The organism is Paraburkholderia sp. GAS206C, assembly GCF_050435645.1.
Taxonomy (GTDB): domain Bacteria; phylum Pseudomonadota; class Gammaproteobacteria; order Burkholderiales; family Burkholderiaceae; genus Paraburkholderia; species Paraburkholderia phenazinium_B.
The window spans coordinates 190,898-208,188 of sequence record NZ_JBNDKR010000012.1 but is presented as its reverse complement, the minus strand read 5'-3'; the positions used below and the strand labels follow the sequence as shown (position 1 = coordinate 208,188).

General features: G+C 62.2%; 20 protein-coding genes. 12 read left to right on the top strand and 8 right to left on the bottom strand.

Annotated elements, in window-relative coordinates; all coding sequences use genetic code 11:
• Window positions 1-18 precede the first annotated feature (18 nt).
• Together P3T20_RS30990 and P3T20_RS30985 are read right to left on the bottom strand one after the other, a co-directional pair.
• Entirely contained in the window at window positions 19-564 is a 546-nt protein-coding gene (locus P3T20_RS30990; RefSeq protein ID WP_429288794.1) for a cytochrome b, read from the bottom strand.
• Complete coding sequence (locus tag P3T20_RS30985; RefSeq protein ID WP_429288793.1) at window positions 561-1,649, bottom strand: catalase family peroxidase; 1,089 nt, start codon at window positions 1,647-1,649, stop codon at window positions 561-563. The genes P3T20_RS30990 and P3T20_RS30985 overlap by 4 nt, the downstream gene beginning before the upstream one ends.
• Before the next feature lie 149 nt (window positions 1,650-1,798).
• Between P3T20_RS30985 and P3T20_RS30980 the strand changes: the two genes are divergently transcribed.
• The 5 genes from P3T20_RS30980 to P3T20_RS30960 all read left to right on the top strand — a co-directional run bounded on the left by P3T20_RS30980 (window position 1,799) and on the right by P3T20_RS30960 (window position 4,781).
• On the top strand, window positions 1,799-2,572 hold the full coding sequence (locus P3T20_RS30980) for an anti-sigma factor family protein (RefSeq protein WP_429288792.1): 774 nt from the start codon (window positions 1,799-1,801) through the stop codon (window positions 2,570-2,572).
• 226 nt (window positions 2,573-2,798) lie between these two features.
• The gene (locus P3T20_RS30975) at window positions 2,799-3,317 is read left to right on the top strand and encodes an RNA polymerase sigma factor (protein WP_074268367.1); all 519 of its coding nucleotides are present in this window, start codon (window positions 2,799-2,801) and stop codon (window positions 3,315-3,317) included.
• Entirely contained in the window at window positions 3,314-4,153 is an 840-nt protein-coding gene (locus P3T20_RS30970; RefSeq protein ID WP_429288791.1) for an anti-sigma factor family protein, read from the top strand. The genes P3T20_RS30975 and P3T20_RS30970 overlap by 4 nt, the downstream gene beginning before the upstream one ends.
• A 44-nt stretch (window positions 4,154-4,197) precedes the next feature.
• Window positions 4,198-4,452, top strand: a complete 255-nt coding sequence (locus P3T20_RS30965) for a type II toxin-antitoxin system HicA family toxin (protein ID WP_429288790.1) — start codon at window positions 4,198-4,200, stop codon at window positions 4,450-4,452.
• On the top strand, window positions 4,449-4,781 hold the full coding sequence (locus P3T20_RS30960) for a type II toxin-antitoxin system HicB family antitoxin (RefSeq protein ID WP_429288789.1): 333 nt from the start codon (window positions 4,449-4,451) through the stop codon (window positions 4,779-4,781). Before P3T20_RS30965 ends, P3T20_RS30960 begins: the two co-directional genes overlap by 4 nt.
• 45 nt (window positions 4,782-4,826) lie before the next feature.
• Here the strand turns inward: P3T20_RS30960 and P3T20_RS30955 are convergent, their stop codons facing one another.
• The gene (locus tag P3T20_RS30955; RefSeq protein WP_429288788.1) at window positions 4,827-5,750 is read right to left on the bottom strand and encodes a helix-turn-helix transcriptional regulator; all 924 of its coding nucleotides are present in this window, start codon (window positions 5,748-5,750) and stop codon (window positions 4,827-4,829) included.
• 231 nt (window positions 5,751-5,981) lie between these two features.
• On the opposite strand from P3T20_RS30955, the gene P3T20_RS30950 reads away from it, so the two are divergent.
• Window positions 5,982-6,881, top strand: a complete 900-nt coding sequence (locus P3T20_RS30950) for an NAD(P)H-binding protein (RefSeq protein WP_429288787.1) — start codon at window positions 5,982-5,984, stop codon at window positions 6,879-6,881.
• A gap of 61 nt (window positions 6,882-6,942) precedes the next feature.
• Here the strand turns inward: P3T20_RS30950 and ribA are convergent, their stop codons facing one another.
• Window positions 6,943-7,590, bottom strand: a complete 648-nt coding sequence (gene ribA / locus P3T20_RS30945) for a GTP cyclohydrolase II (protein WP_074268363.1) — start codon at window positions 7,588-7,590, stop codon at window positions 6,943-6,945.
• 281 nt (window positions 7,591-7,871) lie between these two features.
• On the opposite strand from ribA, the gene P3T20_RS30940 reads away from it, so the two are divergent.
• Window positions 7,872-8,312, top strand: a complete 441-nt coding sequence (locus P3T20_RS30940) for a CBS domain-containing protein (protein WP_074268362.1) — start codon at window positions 7,872-7,874, stop codon at window positions 8,310-8,312.
• Between the two features lie 261 nt (window positions 8,313-8,573).
• Here P3T20_RS30940 and P3T20_RS30935 read toward each other — a convergent pair whose 3' ends face one another.
• Window positions 8,574-8,927 carry a DUF4148 domain-containing protein gene (locus tag P3T20_RS30935; protein ID WP_074268361.1) on the bottom strand — a complete coding sequence of 118 codons (354 nt, stop codon included), beginning with the start codon at window positions 8,925-8,927 and terminating at the stop codon, window positions 8,574-8,576.
• A 279-nt stretch (window positions 8,928-9,206) separates the two neighbouring features.
• Window positions 9,207-9,848, bottom strand: a complete 642-nt coding sequence (locus P3T20_RS30930) for a DNA-3-methyladenine glycosylase (RefSeq protein ID WP_429288786.1) — start codon at window positions 9,846-9,848, stop codon at window positions 9,207-9,209.
• 334 nt (window positions 9,849-10,182) lie between these two features.
• On the opposite strand from P3T20_RS30930, the gene P3T20_RS30925 reads away from it, so the two are divergent.
• Entirely contained in the window at window positions 10,183-10,539 is a 357-nt protein-coding gene (locus P3T20_RS30925) for a BON domain-containing protein (RefSeq protein WP_074268360.1), read from the top strand.
• Window positions 10,540-10,655: 116 nt separating this feature from the next.
• On the opposite strand, the gene P3T20_RS30920 is transcribed toward P3T20_RS30925, so the two are convergent.
• Window positions 10,656-11,810: an acyl-CoA dehydrogenase family protein gene (locus P3T20_RS30920; protein ID WP_429288785.1), complete on the bottom strand. Its 1,155-nt coding sequence runs from the start codon at window positions 11,808-11,810 to the stop codon at window positions 10,656-10,658.
• A gap of 152 nt (window positions 11,811-11,962) precedes the next feature.
• Here P3T20_RS30920 and P3T20_RS30915 point away from each other — a divergent pair, with 152 nt between their 5' ends.
• On the top strand, window positions 11,963-13,045 hold the full coding sequence (locus P3T20_RS30915; protein WP_429288784.1) for a calcium:proton antiporter: 1,083 nt from the start codon (window positions 11,963-11,965) through the stop codon (window positions 13,043-13,045).
• 45 nt (window positions 13,046-13,090) lie between these two features.
• Here P3T20_RS30915 and P3T20_RS30910 read toward each other — a convergent pair whose 3' ends face one another.
• A complete protein-coding gene (locus tag P3T20_RS30910; protein WP_074268358.1) occupies window positions 13,091-13,966 on the bottom strand; it encodes a LysR substrate-binding domain-containing protein in 876 nt (291 codons plus the stop codon).
• A 319-nt stretch (window positions 13,967-14,285) separates the two neighbouring features.
• Here P3T20_RS30910 and P3T20_RS30905 point away from each other — a divergent pair, with 319 nt between their 5' ends.
• Genes P3T20_RS30905 through P3T20_RS30895 form a run of 3 tightly spaced genes read left to right on the top strand, consistent with a single transcriptional unit; the run spans window position 14,286 to window position 17,223 of the window.
• Window positions 14,286-15,380 (top strand): ABC transporter substrate-binding protein, encoded by a 1,095-nt coding sequence (locus P3T20_RS30905; RefSeq protein WP_429288783.1) that lies wholly within the window; start codon window positions 14,286-14,288, stop codon window positions 15,378-15,380.
• Window positions 15,377-16,366 (top strand): ABC transporter permease, encoded by a 990-nt coding sequence (locus tag P3T20_RS30900; RefSeq protein ID WP_429288782.1) that lies wholly within the window; start codon window positions 15,377-15,379, stop codon window positions 16,364-16,366. The genes P3T20_RS30905 and P3T20_RS30900 overlap by 4 nt, the downstream gene beginning before the upstream one ends.
• Window positions 16,363-17,223 (top strand): ABC transporter permease, encoded by an 861-nt coding sequence (locus P3T20_RS30895; RefSeq protein ID WP_429288781.1) that lies wholly within the window; start codon window positions 16,363-16,365, stop codon window positions 17,221-17,223. The genes P3T20_RS30900 and P3T20_RS30895 overlap by 4 nt, the downstream gene beginning before the upstream one ends.
• Window positions 17,224-17,291 lie beyond the last annotated feature (68 nt).

Below are 17,291 nucleotides of genomic sequence, written 5' to 3'. Positions count from 1 at the left end.
GCGTGAGCCTGCGGCCTTTCAGGCCCGGCGAGCCCCGCGTGCCATGCTCGAAAACACGCCGTCGCGGCGAATCAGTCCATGAAACAACGCGGCCGCGAGGTGCCCTAGCACCGTTAGAAACAACGCGAGCGCCAGGTACGTATGCAAAGCCCGCAACACGGCGAACAGCGCTACGTCATGCGGCACAATTGCCGGCAGATGAACCCCGTCGAACAGCGTCACCGGATAGCCCTCAGCCGATAACATCGCCCACCCGATCAACGGCATCGCCAGCATCAGCGCGTAAAGCACAAGATGCGAGAGTCTGGCGACGACGCGCTGCGGCGCGGGCATGTCGTCCGGCAGCGGCGGGCTGCCACGCTTGAGCCGCGCGCCAATGCGCAGCAACACCAGCAACAGGATCGCGATGCCGAGCGGCCGGTGAATCGCGATCAGCGTAGCGTGCGCATGCGACACCGTCGCGACCATGCCGATCCCGATAAACAGCATCGTGAGGATCAGCAGCGCCATGGTCCAGTGCAGCAGTCTCTGTAGCGGGCTGAAATGCGTGTGTGTCGGCGTCATGACCGATCTCCGTTCGGCTGCGGATGGTGCAGGTTGGGGTTGAGCGCTTCTTCTCGAGTGCGCCGGTTATACGAGACCGAATAGGCCGCCGAACGCGCGGCCAGCAGCGGATCGTCGGAGGTCTTGATGCCCGCGGGCAGCACGGTCGGATCGAAGTTGACGTCGCGGCATGGGCCGTCGTCCAGCGAGGTCTCGTGCTCGATCACGAGCGCGCCGGCATCGATCTGCTGACGCCCATCCGGCCACATCTGCGTGGCGTCGTCGGTCGGGTCGCCGGGCGCGGCCACCGTCACGATCAGATGCCAGCGCAGCGGGCCGTCCTGCAGATGCTGGGCGAGATCGGCGTCGAGGAAGTCCCTGGCGCTCTTCTGCGCGTCCGTAATCGGCGCAAACGGCGTCTCGGGCACCATCGCCCAGCGCACGGCACGCGCCTGGCCGTTGGCATCCACGAAACGGAATGCGTTCACGCTGTAGTACGACCCATTGGCAAAACTCGACGAGGGCGGATGGCTCTTGACCCATGCCTGAAACGGTTTGGTCTCCGGGTTCGCGGCGTTGAACGCCTTGAGTGCCGCTGGGTCTGGCTTGCCCGTGGCCGGATCCGGCCTGGCGGCAACCAGTTGCTGATAGAACTGCTCAGGCGTATGTACCGGGAACACGGGCACCGAATTCATCCCAGTGCGCCACTGCTCGCCATCGTGTTGCGTGAACATCAGCGCGAGACTGCGGATCGGCACACTGGTATCAGGCGCAGACGGATTGCCGCCCGGAATCGCAAAACGGCCGATCACCGGCGTCAACCCCGGCGCAAACACGCCAGCACTCGATAATGCGGACGCGTTACCGTTGCTGTCAAAATAGCCGGACACGCAGACACCCTTCGCATGGTTGCGGCGAAAACCCGGATGGCTGCCGTTGTCCGCTTCGAAGGCGTTGATGATGCGATGCGTGGTCAGGCGTTGAGGCGTGAGCCAGCCGGCCACATAGGCGAAACCGCCGGCCATGGCCAGCACGACGGCCCCGATCGCGGCGAGCCGGCATGGCACGCAAATGCGGCCGGGTGCGGGAAATGATGGATCTGTCACAAGGACTCCTTTGGGCTTTTCAAGCGGGTCTGCGTGACGGCGAACACACGTCTCCTGCGTTTATTCCTGAAACGAATGCATTCATGTGAGGGAATAAAGGCGCCTCCGTCGTGTTAGCGCAGTAACAGCAAACTACTGGCGCAACCCTTATGAAATCCGATGACTCGCGGCACGATCCGCCGCTCTCCGAAACCGATATTCAGGCTTATGCCGACGGCCTTCTCACGCCCGAACGTGCCGCCCACTTGCGCCAGTACCTTGGCAAGCGGCCAGGCGAGGCGCGCCGGGTGGCCTTCTACGGCAAGCTGAACCAGCAGATCCAGGACGCGTTTCAGCCGGTCGACGAGCCCTCGCCTGTTCCGGCGGCGGCGACGGGCTTCATCCACACCGCCGCTGGCCGGTGGCTGACGCGGCGGCTGCAGATGATCCGGCTGCGTCCGCTGCGAGCCACGCTGGCGGTAGCGCTCGTGCTGGCGCTGGCTGTGGTGGCCACGAGCGGCTGGATGGCGGCTTCCCGGGTTTCGCAGGACGCATTGGACAATGCTGCCGTGATGGCATTGGCGCAGGCCGCCGGCGAGAATTTCGGCGCACAGGCAGCTCCGGCGGCCGGGGCCGTCGCGGCAGATCCCGCAGCGCCCAATCTCGTGCCGGTCGGTATGCACCTGGTGAGCCGCCGGACACTGGATCTCGGTCCGCTCGCCCGGGCAACGGAATACGTCTATCTCAACGCCCAGGGCGAACCGATCGTGCTGCTGGTCGCGTCCACCCGGCCAGCCGCAGCTGCCCAGTCACAATGGAGCGCCCGGCGGGTTGGCACGCTTCGGCTGCTCAGCTGGACGGGCCGCCAGCAACGTTATGTGCTGGCCGGCGCCGCCAATGCACGCGGCCTGATGAGCGCCGCCGACCTGTTGACGATGAGGTAAGTCTTGTCTGAACAAAGAACTTGTTGCCGTACGTCAATCAGGCCGGGAATAAAATGTAAACAGGCGTGTTTGCACCTGTAACGCCGTGAGTCGCCTGAACCCATCCGTGCGGGCGACTGAAGTGGCACATTTCGCAGGAAAACGCCGGACCGTCCCCACTGTGCTCCTTCGCCTTCGCAGGCGCGGCGCGCAGGAAGCGGTTCGGCGGCACTCACTGGTAAGGGCAATGGACATCCGTGATGAGTTAATGGAGCACGTCCCGAGGTTGCGCCGCTACGCAAGGGCGCTGATCAACAATCGGGACCTGGCCGACGATCTGGTGCAGGACACGTTGGAGCGCGCATTAGGGCGCACGTCGATGTTTCAGGCCGGTACTGACCTGCGTGCGTGGCTATTTACAATCATGCACAACGTGTTTGCCAATCAGGCGCGCAAGGCTTCGGTGCGGGCCGTGCATATTTCGGTGGACGACGAAAGCGTCGCGGAAAGCGAATTCGCGGTTCCTGCGGACGCGACCCGCTCGCTTGAAATGCGCGATCTCGACTACGCGTTGCAGCGTTTGCCCGCCGAGCAGCGCGAAGTCGTCTTGCTGGTCGGTCTGGAAGAGATGAGCTACGCCGACGTGGCGCTTGCTTTGGATATCCCGATCGGCACGGTGATGTCGCGGCTCTCACGCGGACGTGAACGACTCAGGGCTTTGATGGCGGGTACACAGCCCGGTGCGAAATTACAGGTGGTGCGATGAACGAACAAGTGACTCCGATCGGCGAAGAAGACCTCCACGCGTACGTGGACGGCACGCTATCCGACGAGCGCCGCGCCCAGGTGGAGCGCGCACTCGAGCAGAGCCCCGAACTGGCCGCGCGGGTCAGCGACTACTTTTCCTTGAACAACCTCTTTCATGACCGCTACGATCGCGTGCTGAGCGAGCCGGTGCCCAAGCGGCTGCAGCCGCCTGCGCCGAAGCGTCGCTGGCTGGATGCGGCGAACTGGCCGCAGTTTGCAGGCATGGCGGCGGCGTTGGTGCTGGGTGTGGGCATTGGCGTGGGCACGCAGATGGGCAAGGACGTGCCGGGCATGGCGGGTAACTCCACGAGCATGGGTGGCGGTTCTTCGGACACGCGTCCGGTCAGCGCGGATGCGTCGGATGGGCTCGCCCGTCAGGCGGCGGTGGCGCATGTGGTGTATATGCCCGCTGTGCAGGTGCCCGATAGCACGGGTACGGACCACGATCAGGATTTCGTGCAATGGCTGTCGAACAAGCTCGGTACGGATGTTCATGCGCCCCTGCTCAACAAGAGCGGGTTTGAGTTGAGTGGCGGCCGTATCTTGCCTGGCGCGGATGGCCCGGTTGCGCAGTTCATGTATCGCGGCCCCGGCGACGAGCGCGTGACGCTATGCATCTCACACCGCAAGGTCAATTCGAATACCACCGCGTTCAAGCTGTATCAGGATGGGCCGGTGAATGTGTTCTATTGGGTAGATGGGGATTATGGGTATGCGGTTTCGGGCGGGATTGACCGCAAGGTGTTGCTGCAGCTTTCGCATGATGTGTATGCGCAGTTGACGGCGAAGGGATGATCGAGTGTTGTATTTAGTACCATTTTTTGGTACTATGTAGCTCGATGAAACGAGCTCACGCCAAAACCCTCGAACTGATCTTTGCGCATCCGGTCTCTGCCAACGTTAGATGGTCGGACATTGAAGCGCTGTTCATCGAGCTGGGTGCAAAGATCATCGAACGCGAAGGCTCGCGGATTGCGGTAGTGCTGTTCGACCAGGTGCAGGTTTACCATCGGCCCCACCCGAGACCCACTACCGATAAGGGCGCAGTGGCCAGCGTCCGCAAATGGCTCGAATCGAACGGAGTCAAACCATGAACATCCTCACCATCAACAACCATCGCGCCGTCATCAGCTATGACCCGGACACCGAAATGTTGCGCGGCGAGTTCCTCGGCCTTAACGGTGGCGCTGACTTCTATGCCAGCGATATCCCAACCCTGAAAGTCGAAGGCGCCAAGTCGCTGGCAACGTTTCTCGAAGTCTGCGAGGAAAATGGTATCGATCCGGTTCGCCACTTTTCCGGTCGGTTTAACGCCCGCATCGATCCCGAGTTGCATGCGCGCGCAGTCGAAACCGCCGCAGCTGAGGGGATCAGCCTCAACCAGCTTATCGAGCGCGCTATCGAACACGAAGTCAGGAATTAGGCGTTACGGCGTTCGCGCTTTGAACCGGGGGCTCGCAGCATTTTTCTACCTGCGATCAACCTTGCTCAAACTCACCACATGCATTGCCGAATGCCGGACGGCGCTCCCACTCCTCACCAGTTCCCGCGGCGTCACCCCCAGCAACCGGTTCATCCAGTGCGCCAGATGACTCTGGTGCGCAAATCCGGTCTCAAGCGCCACCTGGCTCGCACTTAACCTGCCCTGCAGCAGCAACGTCCGCGCCCGCTCGACGCGCCGCTGCACAACGTACTGATGCACGGGCATACCAAGCGTCTCGCGAAACAGCACCTTGAAATGCGGCACACTGAGGTCGGCTAGCGCAGCCAGTTCCGCGAGTGTGAGACGCTGATCGAGATTACCCTCGATAAACTCCACCACCCGCGCCGCCGTCCGCGCGGCGAGACGTTTACTGCGCTTGCCCTCAAGCGGCGGCGCCTCCTCGAGCAGGCGCACGATCATCGCCGTAGCGAGGCTCTCTGCGTAAAGCGCATCGGAAGCGTCATCCGCCTCGAGCTCGGCGCGCAAGGCCCAGGCCAGATGCTGAAAACGCGGCTCGCGCATCTGGAACTGCGGACGAATCTGCGCCCGATTCCCACGTAGCTCCATTTGCTCCAACGTACGCCGCGCGAACGCGTCGGCAAACCAGACGCTGAAGATCGTGCAACTGGATTCGTCGGCCCATTGACCGTCGAGTCCCGCCGGAATCACGTCCGTGTCGCCCGGCGATTGCAAACGCACATGGCGTCGTTCGTTGCACAGACAGCGCGCCTTGACCGGCGTGCCGACATGTATGCCGACACGGTGATGTTGCAAAGCCGGAATCCGGTGCACGCCCGCAGCCACGCTGACCAGTTCTGCGCCGAATCCGTTCCAGCCAAGTCCAGCGCTCGATCGCAGACTGGTGCGGGAGCCGGAGTGCGGTACGGGGACAGGAATCGCGGCGTTCATTGCGGCCCTCCAGGATGTCGACAGACGTTGCCTGCATTGTGCGGCGTTTTCTTGCGGCCTGCTTGACGTGCGCGACGCGTGGTGCCGCCAGGCGAGGCGGCGGCAAATCGACGTCACCGTGCGCCACAAAGACCACCATCCAGATCTGCTCGCTTCAATCCATCTGTGTGCGTTTTGCCTGCTACCCGCTCCTATGATGGCCACACCCTATCTGTCCACAAGGAGCGCAACGTGTATGTGATATTTGGAGCAGCAGGCAATGCGGGAGGCATCACAGCGGCACGGCTGCGTGAGGCAGGCCGTGCGGTGCGGGCGGTTGTCCGCCATGAACACCAGGGCGAAGTGCTGGCAAAGCTCGGCTGCGAGATCGCGTTAGCTGACCTCACGGACCGCGCTTCGGTCGCCAAGGCGATCGAGGGTGCAGACGCGGTGCAGATTCTCTGCCCGTTGCCGCGTAACGATCCGCATCCCGCGGAGTCGATGCGACACATGATCGACATCGCAGCCAGCGCGTTGCGAGCCAACCCGCCGCCGCGGGTCCTCGCGTTGTCCGACTATGGAGCGGAACTGGATCGCGGCACCGGTATCACGCTGCTGTTTCACTACCTGGAGGCGCAGTTAAAACCGGTGGAGAGCCACCTGACGTTCCTGCGCGCAGCAGAGCATATGCAGAACTGGGGCCGTGTGATGCCCGCCGCGTTGAAGGCAGGCGTGCTGCCGAGCTTGCATCAACCGCTCGACAAACGCTTTCCGACCGTCTCGGCACAAGACGTGGGGCGGCTCGCCGCGGATCTGTTGCTGGATCACGACCCGGCCGGGGAGATTACGCCACGTATCGTCAGTATCGAAGGTCCACAGCGCATCAGCGCGCTCGATGTCGCGCGCACACTCGGCGAGTTCAGCGGACGTGAAGTCGTTGCGCAGGCATTGCCACGCGAGGCATGGACACCCATGCTGCTGCGCGCCGGCCTCAACGCCGAACACGCACGGTTGATCACGGATCTCTACGAGACGCACAATGCTGGCCGCATCGATGTTGAAGCAGGTGTTGGCGAACGGCGTTTCGGCACCACGGAGCTTGCGGAGGTGCTGGCGGCGATGTTGCCGAGGGTCGGAGTGACTGAGAGCTAGGCACGTGATTGCGCGGATGTCCCTCAGCGACCCACTGCGGGACATCCGACGCAAACGTCACTCACTCGTTCTCATCAAAGTAATGCCCAAACTTGACCTGCTTCGTCCGGATATACCGCTCATTCTCCTCGCGCATCGGAATCGCCAGCGCGACCCGCTCGCACACAGGAATGCCGTGTTGCGACAAGGTATCGAACTTCTTCGGATTGTTGCTCATCAACCGCACCGAAGTAACCTTCAGCGTGCGCAGAATCCCTGCGGCTGAATCGTACTCACGCGAATCGTCGGGCAAGCCGAGATCCAGATTGGCCTCCACCGTGTCGCGGCCCTGCTCCTGCAATGCATACGCGCGGATCTTGTTGGACAGGCCAATGCCCCTCCCCTCATGTCCACGTAGATACAACAGCACGCCGCGACCTTCGGCAGCGATATAGCGCAACGCGAGATCGAGCTGCTCGCCGCAATCGCAGCGGTATGAGCCCAGTACGTCGCCCGTCAGGCATTCCGAATGCAGGCGGGTCAGCACTGGTTCGTCATTGGCAACGTCGCCCATCACAAGCGCGAGATGTTCGGTGCCGCTGTCGCAAACGCGAAAAACGTAAGACGTGAATGTGCCGTAGCGGGTGGGAAGCGTGGCGACCGCGTCGAGAATGACGCATTCGCCGTTATGTTGGCCGTCTGCAATCGACGGATCTTGAGGCGTGGGCATGGCGTTAGGCAAAGGCACTGACATGAACCCGTGAACAACCGGGGATAAAGTACGGAACTGGAGTTTACCGCTAATCGGCCCCGTTCACCTGCACACGTGCCTGCCGGTGAAACGGGCTCTGGCAAACCACCCTTCCCGTTGTCAGCCGTCCGTACAAAAGCACAACACCAGGGATTTGCCCATGAGTGCCTGATTACCTTGCGCGGCCTATACTGGAATCGCCTGTCCTTTCCGACCGCATGTCCATCGCGACGTGCTGCACTGCGATATGGAGCCGCTCTATGACTAGCGTTGCGCAACTTCTCAAATCCAAACCGAATCGGGACGTCTACACGGTTGCAGCAGATGATTCCGTCTATGACGCGATCAAACTCATGGCGGACAAGCAGATCGGTGCGCTGGTCGTGACCGAGGGCGAGAGCATCGCCGGAATCGTCACGGAGCGGGACTATGCGCGCAAGGTTGTGCTGATGGACCGCGCGTCGAAAGCCACGCCGGTGCGCGACATCATGAGCCGCGCGGTACGCTTTGTCCATCTCACCCAGACCACCGACGAATGCATGGCACTCATGACCGAGCGGCGCATGCGCCACCTGCCGGTGATCGATCAGGACAAACTGGTGGGAATGGTGTCGATCGGCGATCTGGTGAAGAACATCATTGCCGAGCAGCAGTTCACGATTCAGCAACTCGAGTTCTACATCACAGGCGAGCATCCCTGACGCTCCGCCGCGCAGCGACGACGGCCGCCGCCGCAAAAAAAGCCCAAGCCATCGAGGGTTGGGCAAAGCTACCTTGCGGCAGCGGAGGTTTCTGAGTTTTCGTATCGGCGAATATGCCGTGCGCATCGATTCACGTCGATCGCAGCGGCATATCGCCCGATTATCTGGCGATGCACACCGTTTGATGTGCACGCCTTATGACGCTTTATCACACAACGAACCGGTCATCCTGCGTACCGGCCCAGCCTGGCTGCAACCAGATTAGTGGCCTTCATAAATCCGTTGGCTCGGCACGGTCGGCGTCGCCGGCTGCATGGTGCCCGAAGCCGATGAACCGCTCGTCGACGGGCCGTAGCCAGTCGTATCCGCCACGCCCTGCTGCGCTACCGGCGGATTTTGAGCCTGGATGCGCTGTTCAGCAGCCTGCACGTCGGCCGGATAGTTCGGGTCATTAGCCTCTGCCGGGTTGTAGCCGGCCTGCTCCAGCTGGATCAACTGATTCTTGACTTCAGCACGCGTCATCGGCTGCTGACTGGTATCTGCTGCCTGCGCGAACGCAGCGGCCGGAGCAGCGAGGATTGCGGCAATAGCGACAGCTTGAATAAGTGACTTCATGATGGCTTACCTCCAGACTTGGTTTTTTTGCATCGCTTGACACACCATGTGAAAAGCGAGTAGTTCCAGTCTAGCCACCACCATCCCAAGGGAAAACCCTTAATTTCGAGATATATAATTGCGAGATTCGCAAGATTAAATGGGGAACCCGAGCAAAATCTCATAGACCTGACAAGTATTGCGTAGCAATTGCCTGTTCCGTAAGCTTTGCAAGCCATTTGTTAAGCAAATGCTTTCTAAACCGGTCGTAGCTTCCGGAAAACAGGACCGTCAGGCCATTCAAAGCGACCCAATGGACGCGCGGGAGAGCGGCATCAGCAACTTGCGCGGCCCGCTGACGAACGGGCTACCCGGCTCATAAAAGCGCAACGGGCGGTGCATCTCCCGCGACAGTCCAATGCGTGTGGTCGCGGCCACCGCCGTTTGCTCTGCCTCTATACGCCCGATCCAGAGATCCTGGCCGGTACACAGATCGCGTCCGTCAAACGCTTGCCCGATGCCGAGCGCGATCGTGAGCCGGCCGGGTCCGCGGGCGAGATCGCGCAAACTGACGCCCGGACGGCGCGCCTGCATCAGGGCAAGGCCCTCGAGCGGTTCAATCGCCCGAATCAGGATACCCGCGCCCGTCCCTTCGGCCTCGCTGGACATGTTCAGCATGTACGAAACCCCGTACGTCAGCCGCACATAGGCGTGGCCGCGCGCCATAAACAGCGAGGCGTTATAGGCGCGCAGACCGATAAACGCGTGCGAGGTCGAATCGCCGACCGGATAGGCTTCCGTCTCGACAATCCGCCCGCTGATGCGTCCTTCGGGCAGGTCGTGAACCACATACTTGCCGACCATGTAGCGGGCCAGTTCGACCGTATCGAGCGGCAGGTCGTTGCGGTGCAGCGGCAGGATCGGAAGAGGTCTGTCGGTCATGGTCAGGTGGAGGAGAAGTTGCCCGTGCAACGAGAGGCGGGGGCAATGCGGCGCAATGATCTGCTGTTTATTGCAATTGTCGGTCAGTCCGTTGTGCAAAAGCAGCATTTCCCTACACGCTTACGTTCAGGATTCTTTCAAGTAGGGTATCGTTACATTCCGGCCAGTAGCACAGCCCTCGCCGGCTTGCGCGTGCCTCGGCCCGCTTGATCAGCAGACAGGTTTGCATCACTAGCAACATCGTTCTACTCAGATTTGATCCCGAAGTACCGTTGGTGCAACCCTGCGGTTTCCGTCCGGAACCGTGACGAATCATGACAACAGGAGAACTTGAATGAAAGCATCCCAGGCAATGAAGGTCATCGGCGGCGCGCTCATCGTCGTAGCGTCCCTTAACGCTTACGCACAAAGCAGCGATGCAATGGCCGCATCGGGCGCGATGGCTGCCCCGAGCGCCAAGTCGACCAAGGCTGCCAATCGCGCTCTGCAACGCAGCGTGCGTAAGGCCTTGTCCAAAACCAAGGGCCTCAGCGTGAACAACATCACGGTTCGTGCTCGCAACGGTGCAGTGACATTGGAAGGCTCCGTGCCGGAACAAGGTCAAAGCGACATCGCTACGCAAGCAGCACAAGGCGTGGCAGGCGTGACGTCGGTAAAGAACGACCTGACGATCCGCGCGATCGGTCAGTAAGCGCATCAAACCGGGCACAACCCTGTCGGACCGGGGGTTGTGCCCGTTTAGTTTTCAGCCTCAATCAGCCTCGATTTCAGCTCCAGTCTGTTCGCGCCGGATAGCCAGCGTGCACCTCACCCATTGAAACTGCGCTGCAACTCACGCGCAATCACGATCTGCTGGATCTGCGTGGTGCCTTCGTAAATGCGAAACAGGCGCACGTCGCGGTAAAAGCGCTCGATTCCATACTCGCTCATATAGCCCGCTCCGCCGAAGATCTGCACGGCACGATCGGCGACGCGCCCGCACATTTCTGTCGCAAACATCTTGGCGCACGACGCTTCGCTCGTGACCCGCTCGCCCGCATCGCGACGGCGCGCGGCATCCACGATCATGCAGCGCGATGCGTAGATCTCCGCCTGGCTATCGGCCAGCATGGCCTGAATCAATTCGAATTCGACGATCGGCTTGCCGAACTGCTTGCGCTCCATGGCGTAGCGCAGTGCATCCGCGAGCATGCGTTCGGCCGCGCCCGTTGCCACGGCGGCGATATGCAGGCGACCCTTGTCGAGCACCTTCATGGCGGTCTTGAAACCGACGCCCTCTTTCTCGCCGATCAGGTTCGCCACGGGCACGCGGCAGTTATCGAAGATGACGTCGCAGGTATGCGCGCCCTTCTGGCCCATCTTGCGATCGATCTTGCCGAGCGACAGTCCCGGCGTACCTGCCTCGACAACGAACGCTGAGATGGCGCCAGCACCTTTCGCGGTGGGATCGGTACGCGCCATCACGGTGAAGAGCCCCGCCTCCGGCGCATTCGTGATGAAGCGCTTGGTGCCGTTCAGCACGTAGTGATCGCCGTCGCGCACAGCGGTGGTTCTGAGCGAGGCGGCGTCCGAACCCGCTTCCGGCTCGGTCAGACAAAACGAGCCGATCAGCTCGCCCGAGGCAAGTCGCGGCAGATACTTCTCCTTCTGCGCAGGCGTACCGTCGATCACGATACCCGTCGAGCCGATGCCGTTATTGCTGCCGATTGCCGAACGAAACGCCGGTGACGTCTTGCCGAGTTCGATAGCGGCGAGCACTTCTTCTTCCATGGTCAAGCCGAGGCCGCCATACTCTTCGGGCAGACATAATCCGAACAGACCAAGATCCTTCATTTCCTGCAGCAACGCGGCGGGAATCTGATCGGTTTCCGCGACGATTTCCTCGTTCGGCACCAGACGTTCACGGACAAAACGGATAATGCTGTCGAGCAACAGATTCAGCGTTTCCTGGCTTCGAATCACAATGTCTCCTTCAAAACTCGCATTCGCCATTGATACATATTCGTTATAGTTTAATGTACTAGCGCATATTCCTGATTCATTGCTTCAAGTTGCATCAACGCGCGCGCAAACCTCACTTCACTGCATAAACATTAGAAAAAGGAAACGACCGGATGTCGACAACATCGCCCGTGCTGCCCCGCTGGACCATTGGAGCGCCCATCGCCGCCTGGATCGTACTCGGCGCGGCAGTGGCGCTGCCCGGATACGGCGTGATGCTGGCGCTGGTCGGTGTCGCGCTTGCCGCTTCGGTGTTCGCCGCCGTGCATCACGCGGAGGTGGTCGCACACCGGGTTGGCGAACCGTTCGGCACGCTGGTGCTGGCGGTAGCCGTCACGGTGATCGAGGTCGCGCTGATCGTCTCGGTGATGCTCACGTCCGGTCCCGAGAAGGCCGGCCTCGCACGCGACACCGTGTTCGCGGCGGTGATGATCGTGTGCAACGGGATCGTCGGCATCTGTCTGCTGGTGGGCGGCATCCGCCATCGCGAACAGGACTTCCAGGCACGCGGCGCCGCTGCCACGCTCGCCGTGCTCGCGTCGCTCTCAGTGCTGACGCTGGTGATGCCGAATTTCACCACCACGCGCGAGGGGCCGTTGCTGTCGTCGTCGCAACTGGCGTTTGCGGGGATTTCCTCGCTAGTGTTGTACGGCGTGTTTGTGTTCGTGCAAACGGTACGGCATCGCGACTATTTTCTTGCCGCCACGCCCGACGAAAGCGTTCACGCCGAACCGCCCAGCGTGACTCAGGCTGGGATCGCCGCTGCGTTGCTGCTGGTGTGCCTCGTGGCCGTGGTCTTGCTCGCCAAGCTGCTCTCGCCGACGGTCGAAACAGCCGTGCAAAATATCGGCGCACCGCCTGCGGTGGTGGGCATCGTGATCGCGGCGCTGGTTTTGTTGCCGGAGGGGCTCGCTGCGGTGCGCGCGGCGCGGGCCGACCGGTTGCAGAACAGCCTGAATCTGGCGCTCGGCTCCGCGCTCGCCAGTATCGGGCTGACGATCCCCGCTGTGGCCGGCGTCTTCCTCTGGACCGGTCAGCCGCTCGTGCTCGGCATCAACGGCAAGGAAATGATCATGCTGGCGCTGACGCTGCTGGTCGGCACCCTGACACTGAGCACGGGACGCACCACGATCCTGCAAGGGGCCGTGCACCTGTCGCTGTTTGCAGCGTATCTGTTTCTGTCGTTTGCGCCGTGAGATTGTGCGGCGCGCTCGTGCCTTAAAGTCGCACTGCCCTCGCCTTCATTCGGTCCAATGTTCCGTGATCCACTCACGGAAGAGATTGACCTTCTGCTGATGCGCGACACAGTCGGGATAGACGAAGTAGTAGCGCCATCCCGTCGTCAACACCGTTTCGAAAGGTCTCACCAGACGCTTGGCCGCCACGTCCTCGTCGATCAGCGCGAGGTCGCTGATCGCCACGCCAAACCCTTGTAAGGCCGCATTGGTCGCCAGGTCGAGCGTGTCGAAGCTCGGGCCGTGGGCGGCGTCGATATCGCGCGCCTCCACATGATCGAGCCACATCTTCCAGTCACGGTGATCGCGGGTTGGGTGCAGCAGCGTGTGGCGCGCCAGATCGGCGACGCTATCGAGCGGCTTGTCGTTGAGCAGTTCGGGCGCGCAGACCGGCGTCAGGCGTTCTTCGAAGAGCGGCACGGCCTGCACATCCGCACCCGGCGACGAGCCATAGATGATCGCCGCATCGAACGGCTCGACCTGAAAGTCGACGTCATGTTGCCAGGTGGTGGTGATCTGCACGTGCAGATCCGGGTATTCGGCCTGAAACTGCATGATTTTCGGCAGCATCCAGCGCATCACGCAGGTCGGCACCTTCAAGGCCAGATCGGTACGCTGGCGCGTGAGCCGCAACGAGATTTCCTCGATACGCGCGAAACTCTCCTTCACCGCGGGCAGCAGCAACTCGCCCTCAGCCGTGAGCGTGAGGCCTTTCGCCTGACGCTTGAACAGCGGAAACTTGTAGTAGTCCTCAAGCGCGAGAATCTGCCGGCTGACCGCACCCTGCGTCAGACAGAGATGGTCGGCCGCACGTGTGAAGCTGCGGTGGCGAGCCACGGTCTCGAAGATCTGCAGCGCGTTCAGCGGGGGAAGTCGTCGCATGGGCCAGTCTGGGTATCAGGAAAATGCATTGCCAGGATGCGCAGCGAGGGGCTGCTCGCGCCCGGCGAGCCTTCAGCATAAGCGATCAAAAAACTTCGTGGTTCATTCCACCCTGGAGCCGCATGCGCAGCGCTCATGCCAGGACAACGCCGTCCCCGGTCGATGCCCGCGGCCCGGTGCATGAGCTTCCGTCATGGCGTCCATGCAGAGATTTCGTTTGTTGGGTGATTTTGGCAAACCTAGAGTGCATCCACCCGCAACGCATTCGCGCGGCACGACTCGCGCGAAAGTTGCCCTGTTCAACCCGGGAGAAACGCTCATGCAGGACATCAAATACGGCAGAAGGCACGCTATCAAGGCGCTCGGCGCTGCGCTGGCAGTCTCGACCCTACCCATGCCGTTCGTGAATCTGAGGGCGCAGGAGCAGAACTTCTCCGGCAAGACCTTGCGGCTCCTGACCTGGTCTGACGATACGGGCGCCGCAGCACTGCGCAATATCGCCGCGACGTTCACTGCGAAGACCGGCGCCAAGGTGATCGCCGACCGCGCCGACGGCACCTCGGGCATGGTCGCCAAGGTCAAGGCCGCGGGTGACCGGCCGACCTACGACGTCATCACGCTCGCGGGCGTGGGCGCATCGGGCCTCGGCGACGCGGGCCTGCTGATTAAACCCGACCTCGACAAGCTGCCCAACCTGAAGGAAGTCGAGCCGCAATACCGCACCGGCGCGGACGGTTTCGGTATCGGCTACCTGCTGTGGTCCGATGGCCTGATCTACAACACCTCGACCGTCAAGACAGCTCCAGCGTCGTACGAGGCCTTATGGGATCCGAAGTACGCCGGCCGGCTGTTCCTGCCGCCGCCGGAGTGGGCCGAAGCGGTCGATCTCGCGATCATTGCCGCCAGGATGTCGGGCGGCTCGCAACAGAATATCGACCCAGGCTTCAAGAAGCTCGCGGAACTGAAAGAGCGCGTGATGACGCTCGGCGAGAACCCGAACCAGGTAGCCGACCTGTTCCGCACCGGTTCGCTCGATATCGGCGGCATCTATTCGCCGGCGTTCTTCCCCGATCAGATTCGCAAGCCCGAGTACAAGATGGGCGTGACCTACGGTATGAAGGAAGGCTTCGCCACGCAGTTGATGTTCACTGTGATTCCAAAGGCGCATCCCGGCGACAGCGATCTGATTCATGCCTTCATCAACCACTCGCTCGATGCCGGCGTGCAAGGCCGGATGGCTGCGGACGTCCTCAATGGTCCCGTCAATTCGAAGGCTGTGATCCCGGCCGAGAGCCGCGCGTTCGTACCCAGTCCGAAGCAGATTGCCGAGAAAGCGATCCTCCACGACGACAAGGCGCTAGCCTCGGTGCAGGCGGCGTGGATCAAACGCTATACCGAGATTTTCTCGGCATGACGGCGATGCCCGCGCGCTCCTCGCAGCGCGCTTCCGGGACCTCGGAGGTACCCGGCATAGCGGACGCGCCGGGAACCGCGGGTGCCGACGGCGCGCCGGACGAGCCGGCTTGCGCCGCCGCGCCCGGTGCCACATGGGCGAAGGCCCGGCCGTGGCTGCTGCTGGCGCCGATCCTGTTGTTTCTTGCCGTGCTGGCAGCGGCGGCGCTCGTCGTGCTGCGGATGAGTTTTGGCACCCAGGGCAGCGAGTGGCGTGGCTTCACGCTACAGAATTATGAGGACCTGGCCGATAGCTACTTCATGAGGTCCCTCTGGATCACCTTGAAGCTGGCGTTTCAAAGCATGATCTGCGCGGTGCTGCTGGCGATCCCGGTTGCGCTCGCGATGGCGCGCACCGGGTCGCGGCTTGCGCGGCGGCTGCTGCTGGCGGGTGTGCTGCTGCCGCTGCTCGTCAATCTGTTGTTGCAGGGCTACGGCTGGCTGGTGATTCTTGGGCCGGCCGGATTGCTCAATCACGCGCTGCTCGCAAGCGGGTTGATCGAGCGTCCGGTGCTGTGGTTGTATCGCGAGCATGGCGTGCTGCTCGGGCTGATCCAGACGGCGTTTCCGCTCGCCGTGCTGCCGCTGTCGAGCGCCATGCGCGCCGTGTCGCGCTCTTATGAAGAGGCGGCCGCCACGCTGGGTGCGACCCGCTGGCAGACTCTGCGTCATGTGATGCTGCCGCTGGCGATGCCCGGCCTCGTCTCCGGCGCGTTGCTGGTGTTCGCCTATAACGCCAGCGCGTTCGCCGTGCCGTTGCTGCTCGGCGGGCGCCGCGTGCCGATGCTTGCCGTGCTGGTACATGACCAGGTCGCACCGCTGCTGAACTGGCCGGCCGCGTCGGCCTCCGGTGTGGTGCTGATGGTCGCCACGTTGACCGTGATGGCGATCTCGCAAAGTCTCGTACGACGCACCCAACGTCTCGCTCCCGAGGAGCCGTCTGCATGAACACGCCTGCCCTTCACAGCCGGCTGCGCCCGTGGGCCGCCATGCCCGGCCGGCTCGGCAAACCAGCGGCACTGCTCGCCGCTGTCGTCCTGTTTCTTGCCGCACTGCCGATCCTGACGATGATCACCATGTCGTTCAGTGCCTCGGACACGCTCGAATTCCCGCCGTCCGGCTACAGCCTGCAGTGGTATCGCGCGGCGTGGCACAGCTTTGTCGCGCCCGACGCCAGCGACGTGCTGTCGATGGGCAGCGCGCTCACCACCAGCCTGATCGTGGCGGTGTCTACCATGATCATCGCCACGCTGGTCTCCGTACCGGCCGCCTATGCGCTGAGCCGCTACCGGTTTCGAGGCAAACCGGCGGTGGAGCAGTTAGTGGCATTGCCGCTGGTCTATCCGCTCGTGATGCTCGGGCTCTCGCTGCTGCTGGTCTTCAATGCGCTGCCGGTCGAACTCGGGGTGTTCCGTCTGATCATTGCTCATGTGATTCTGGCGCTGCCGTTCACGGTTAAGAACTGCGCAGCGTCGGTCGCCGCGATCGGACCGGAGTTCGAGGAAGCCGCCTGCGTGATGGGTGCGAGCCCAGGTCGCGCGCTCATCGACGTCGTCTTGCCGCTGATGCGCCCCGGCATTCTCGCCGGCATGCTGTTCGCCTTCATCATCTCGTTTAACGAATTCACGGTGACGTTTTTTCTCTACGGTATCGACACCATGACGCTGCCGGTGTGGCTGTACAGCCGGACTGTGTCGTCGCTCGATCCGACGGTGTTTTCGTTCGCGGTCTTCATCGTCGCGATCGATTTCGCGCTGATCTGGCTGCTCGAGACACTGATTGGCGATGAAGGCGTGGCGCTCTGATGCCGCGCTTCGACGCCCCGTGTGGTGCTGTTCTGATTCCTTTGCGATTCTGGCCCAGCAGGAGCCTC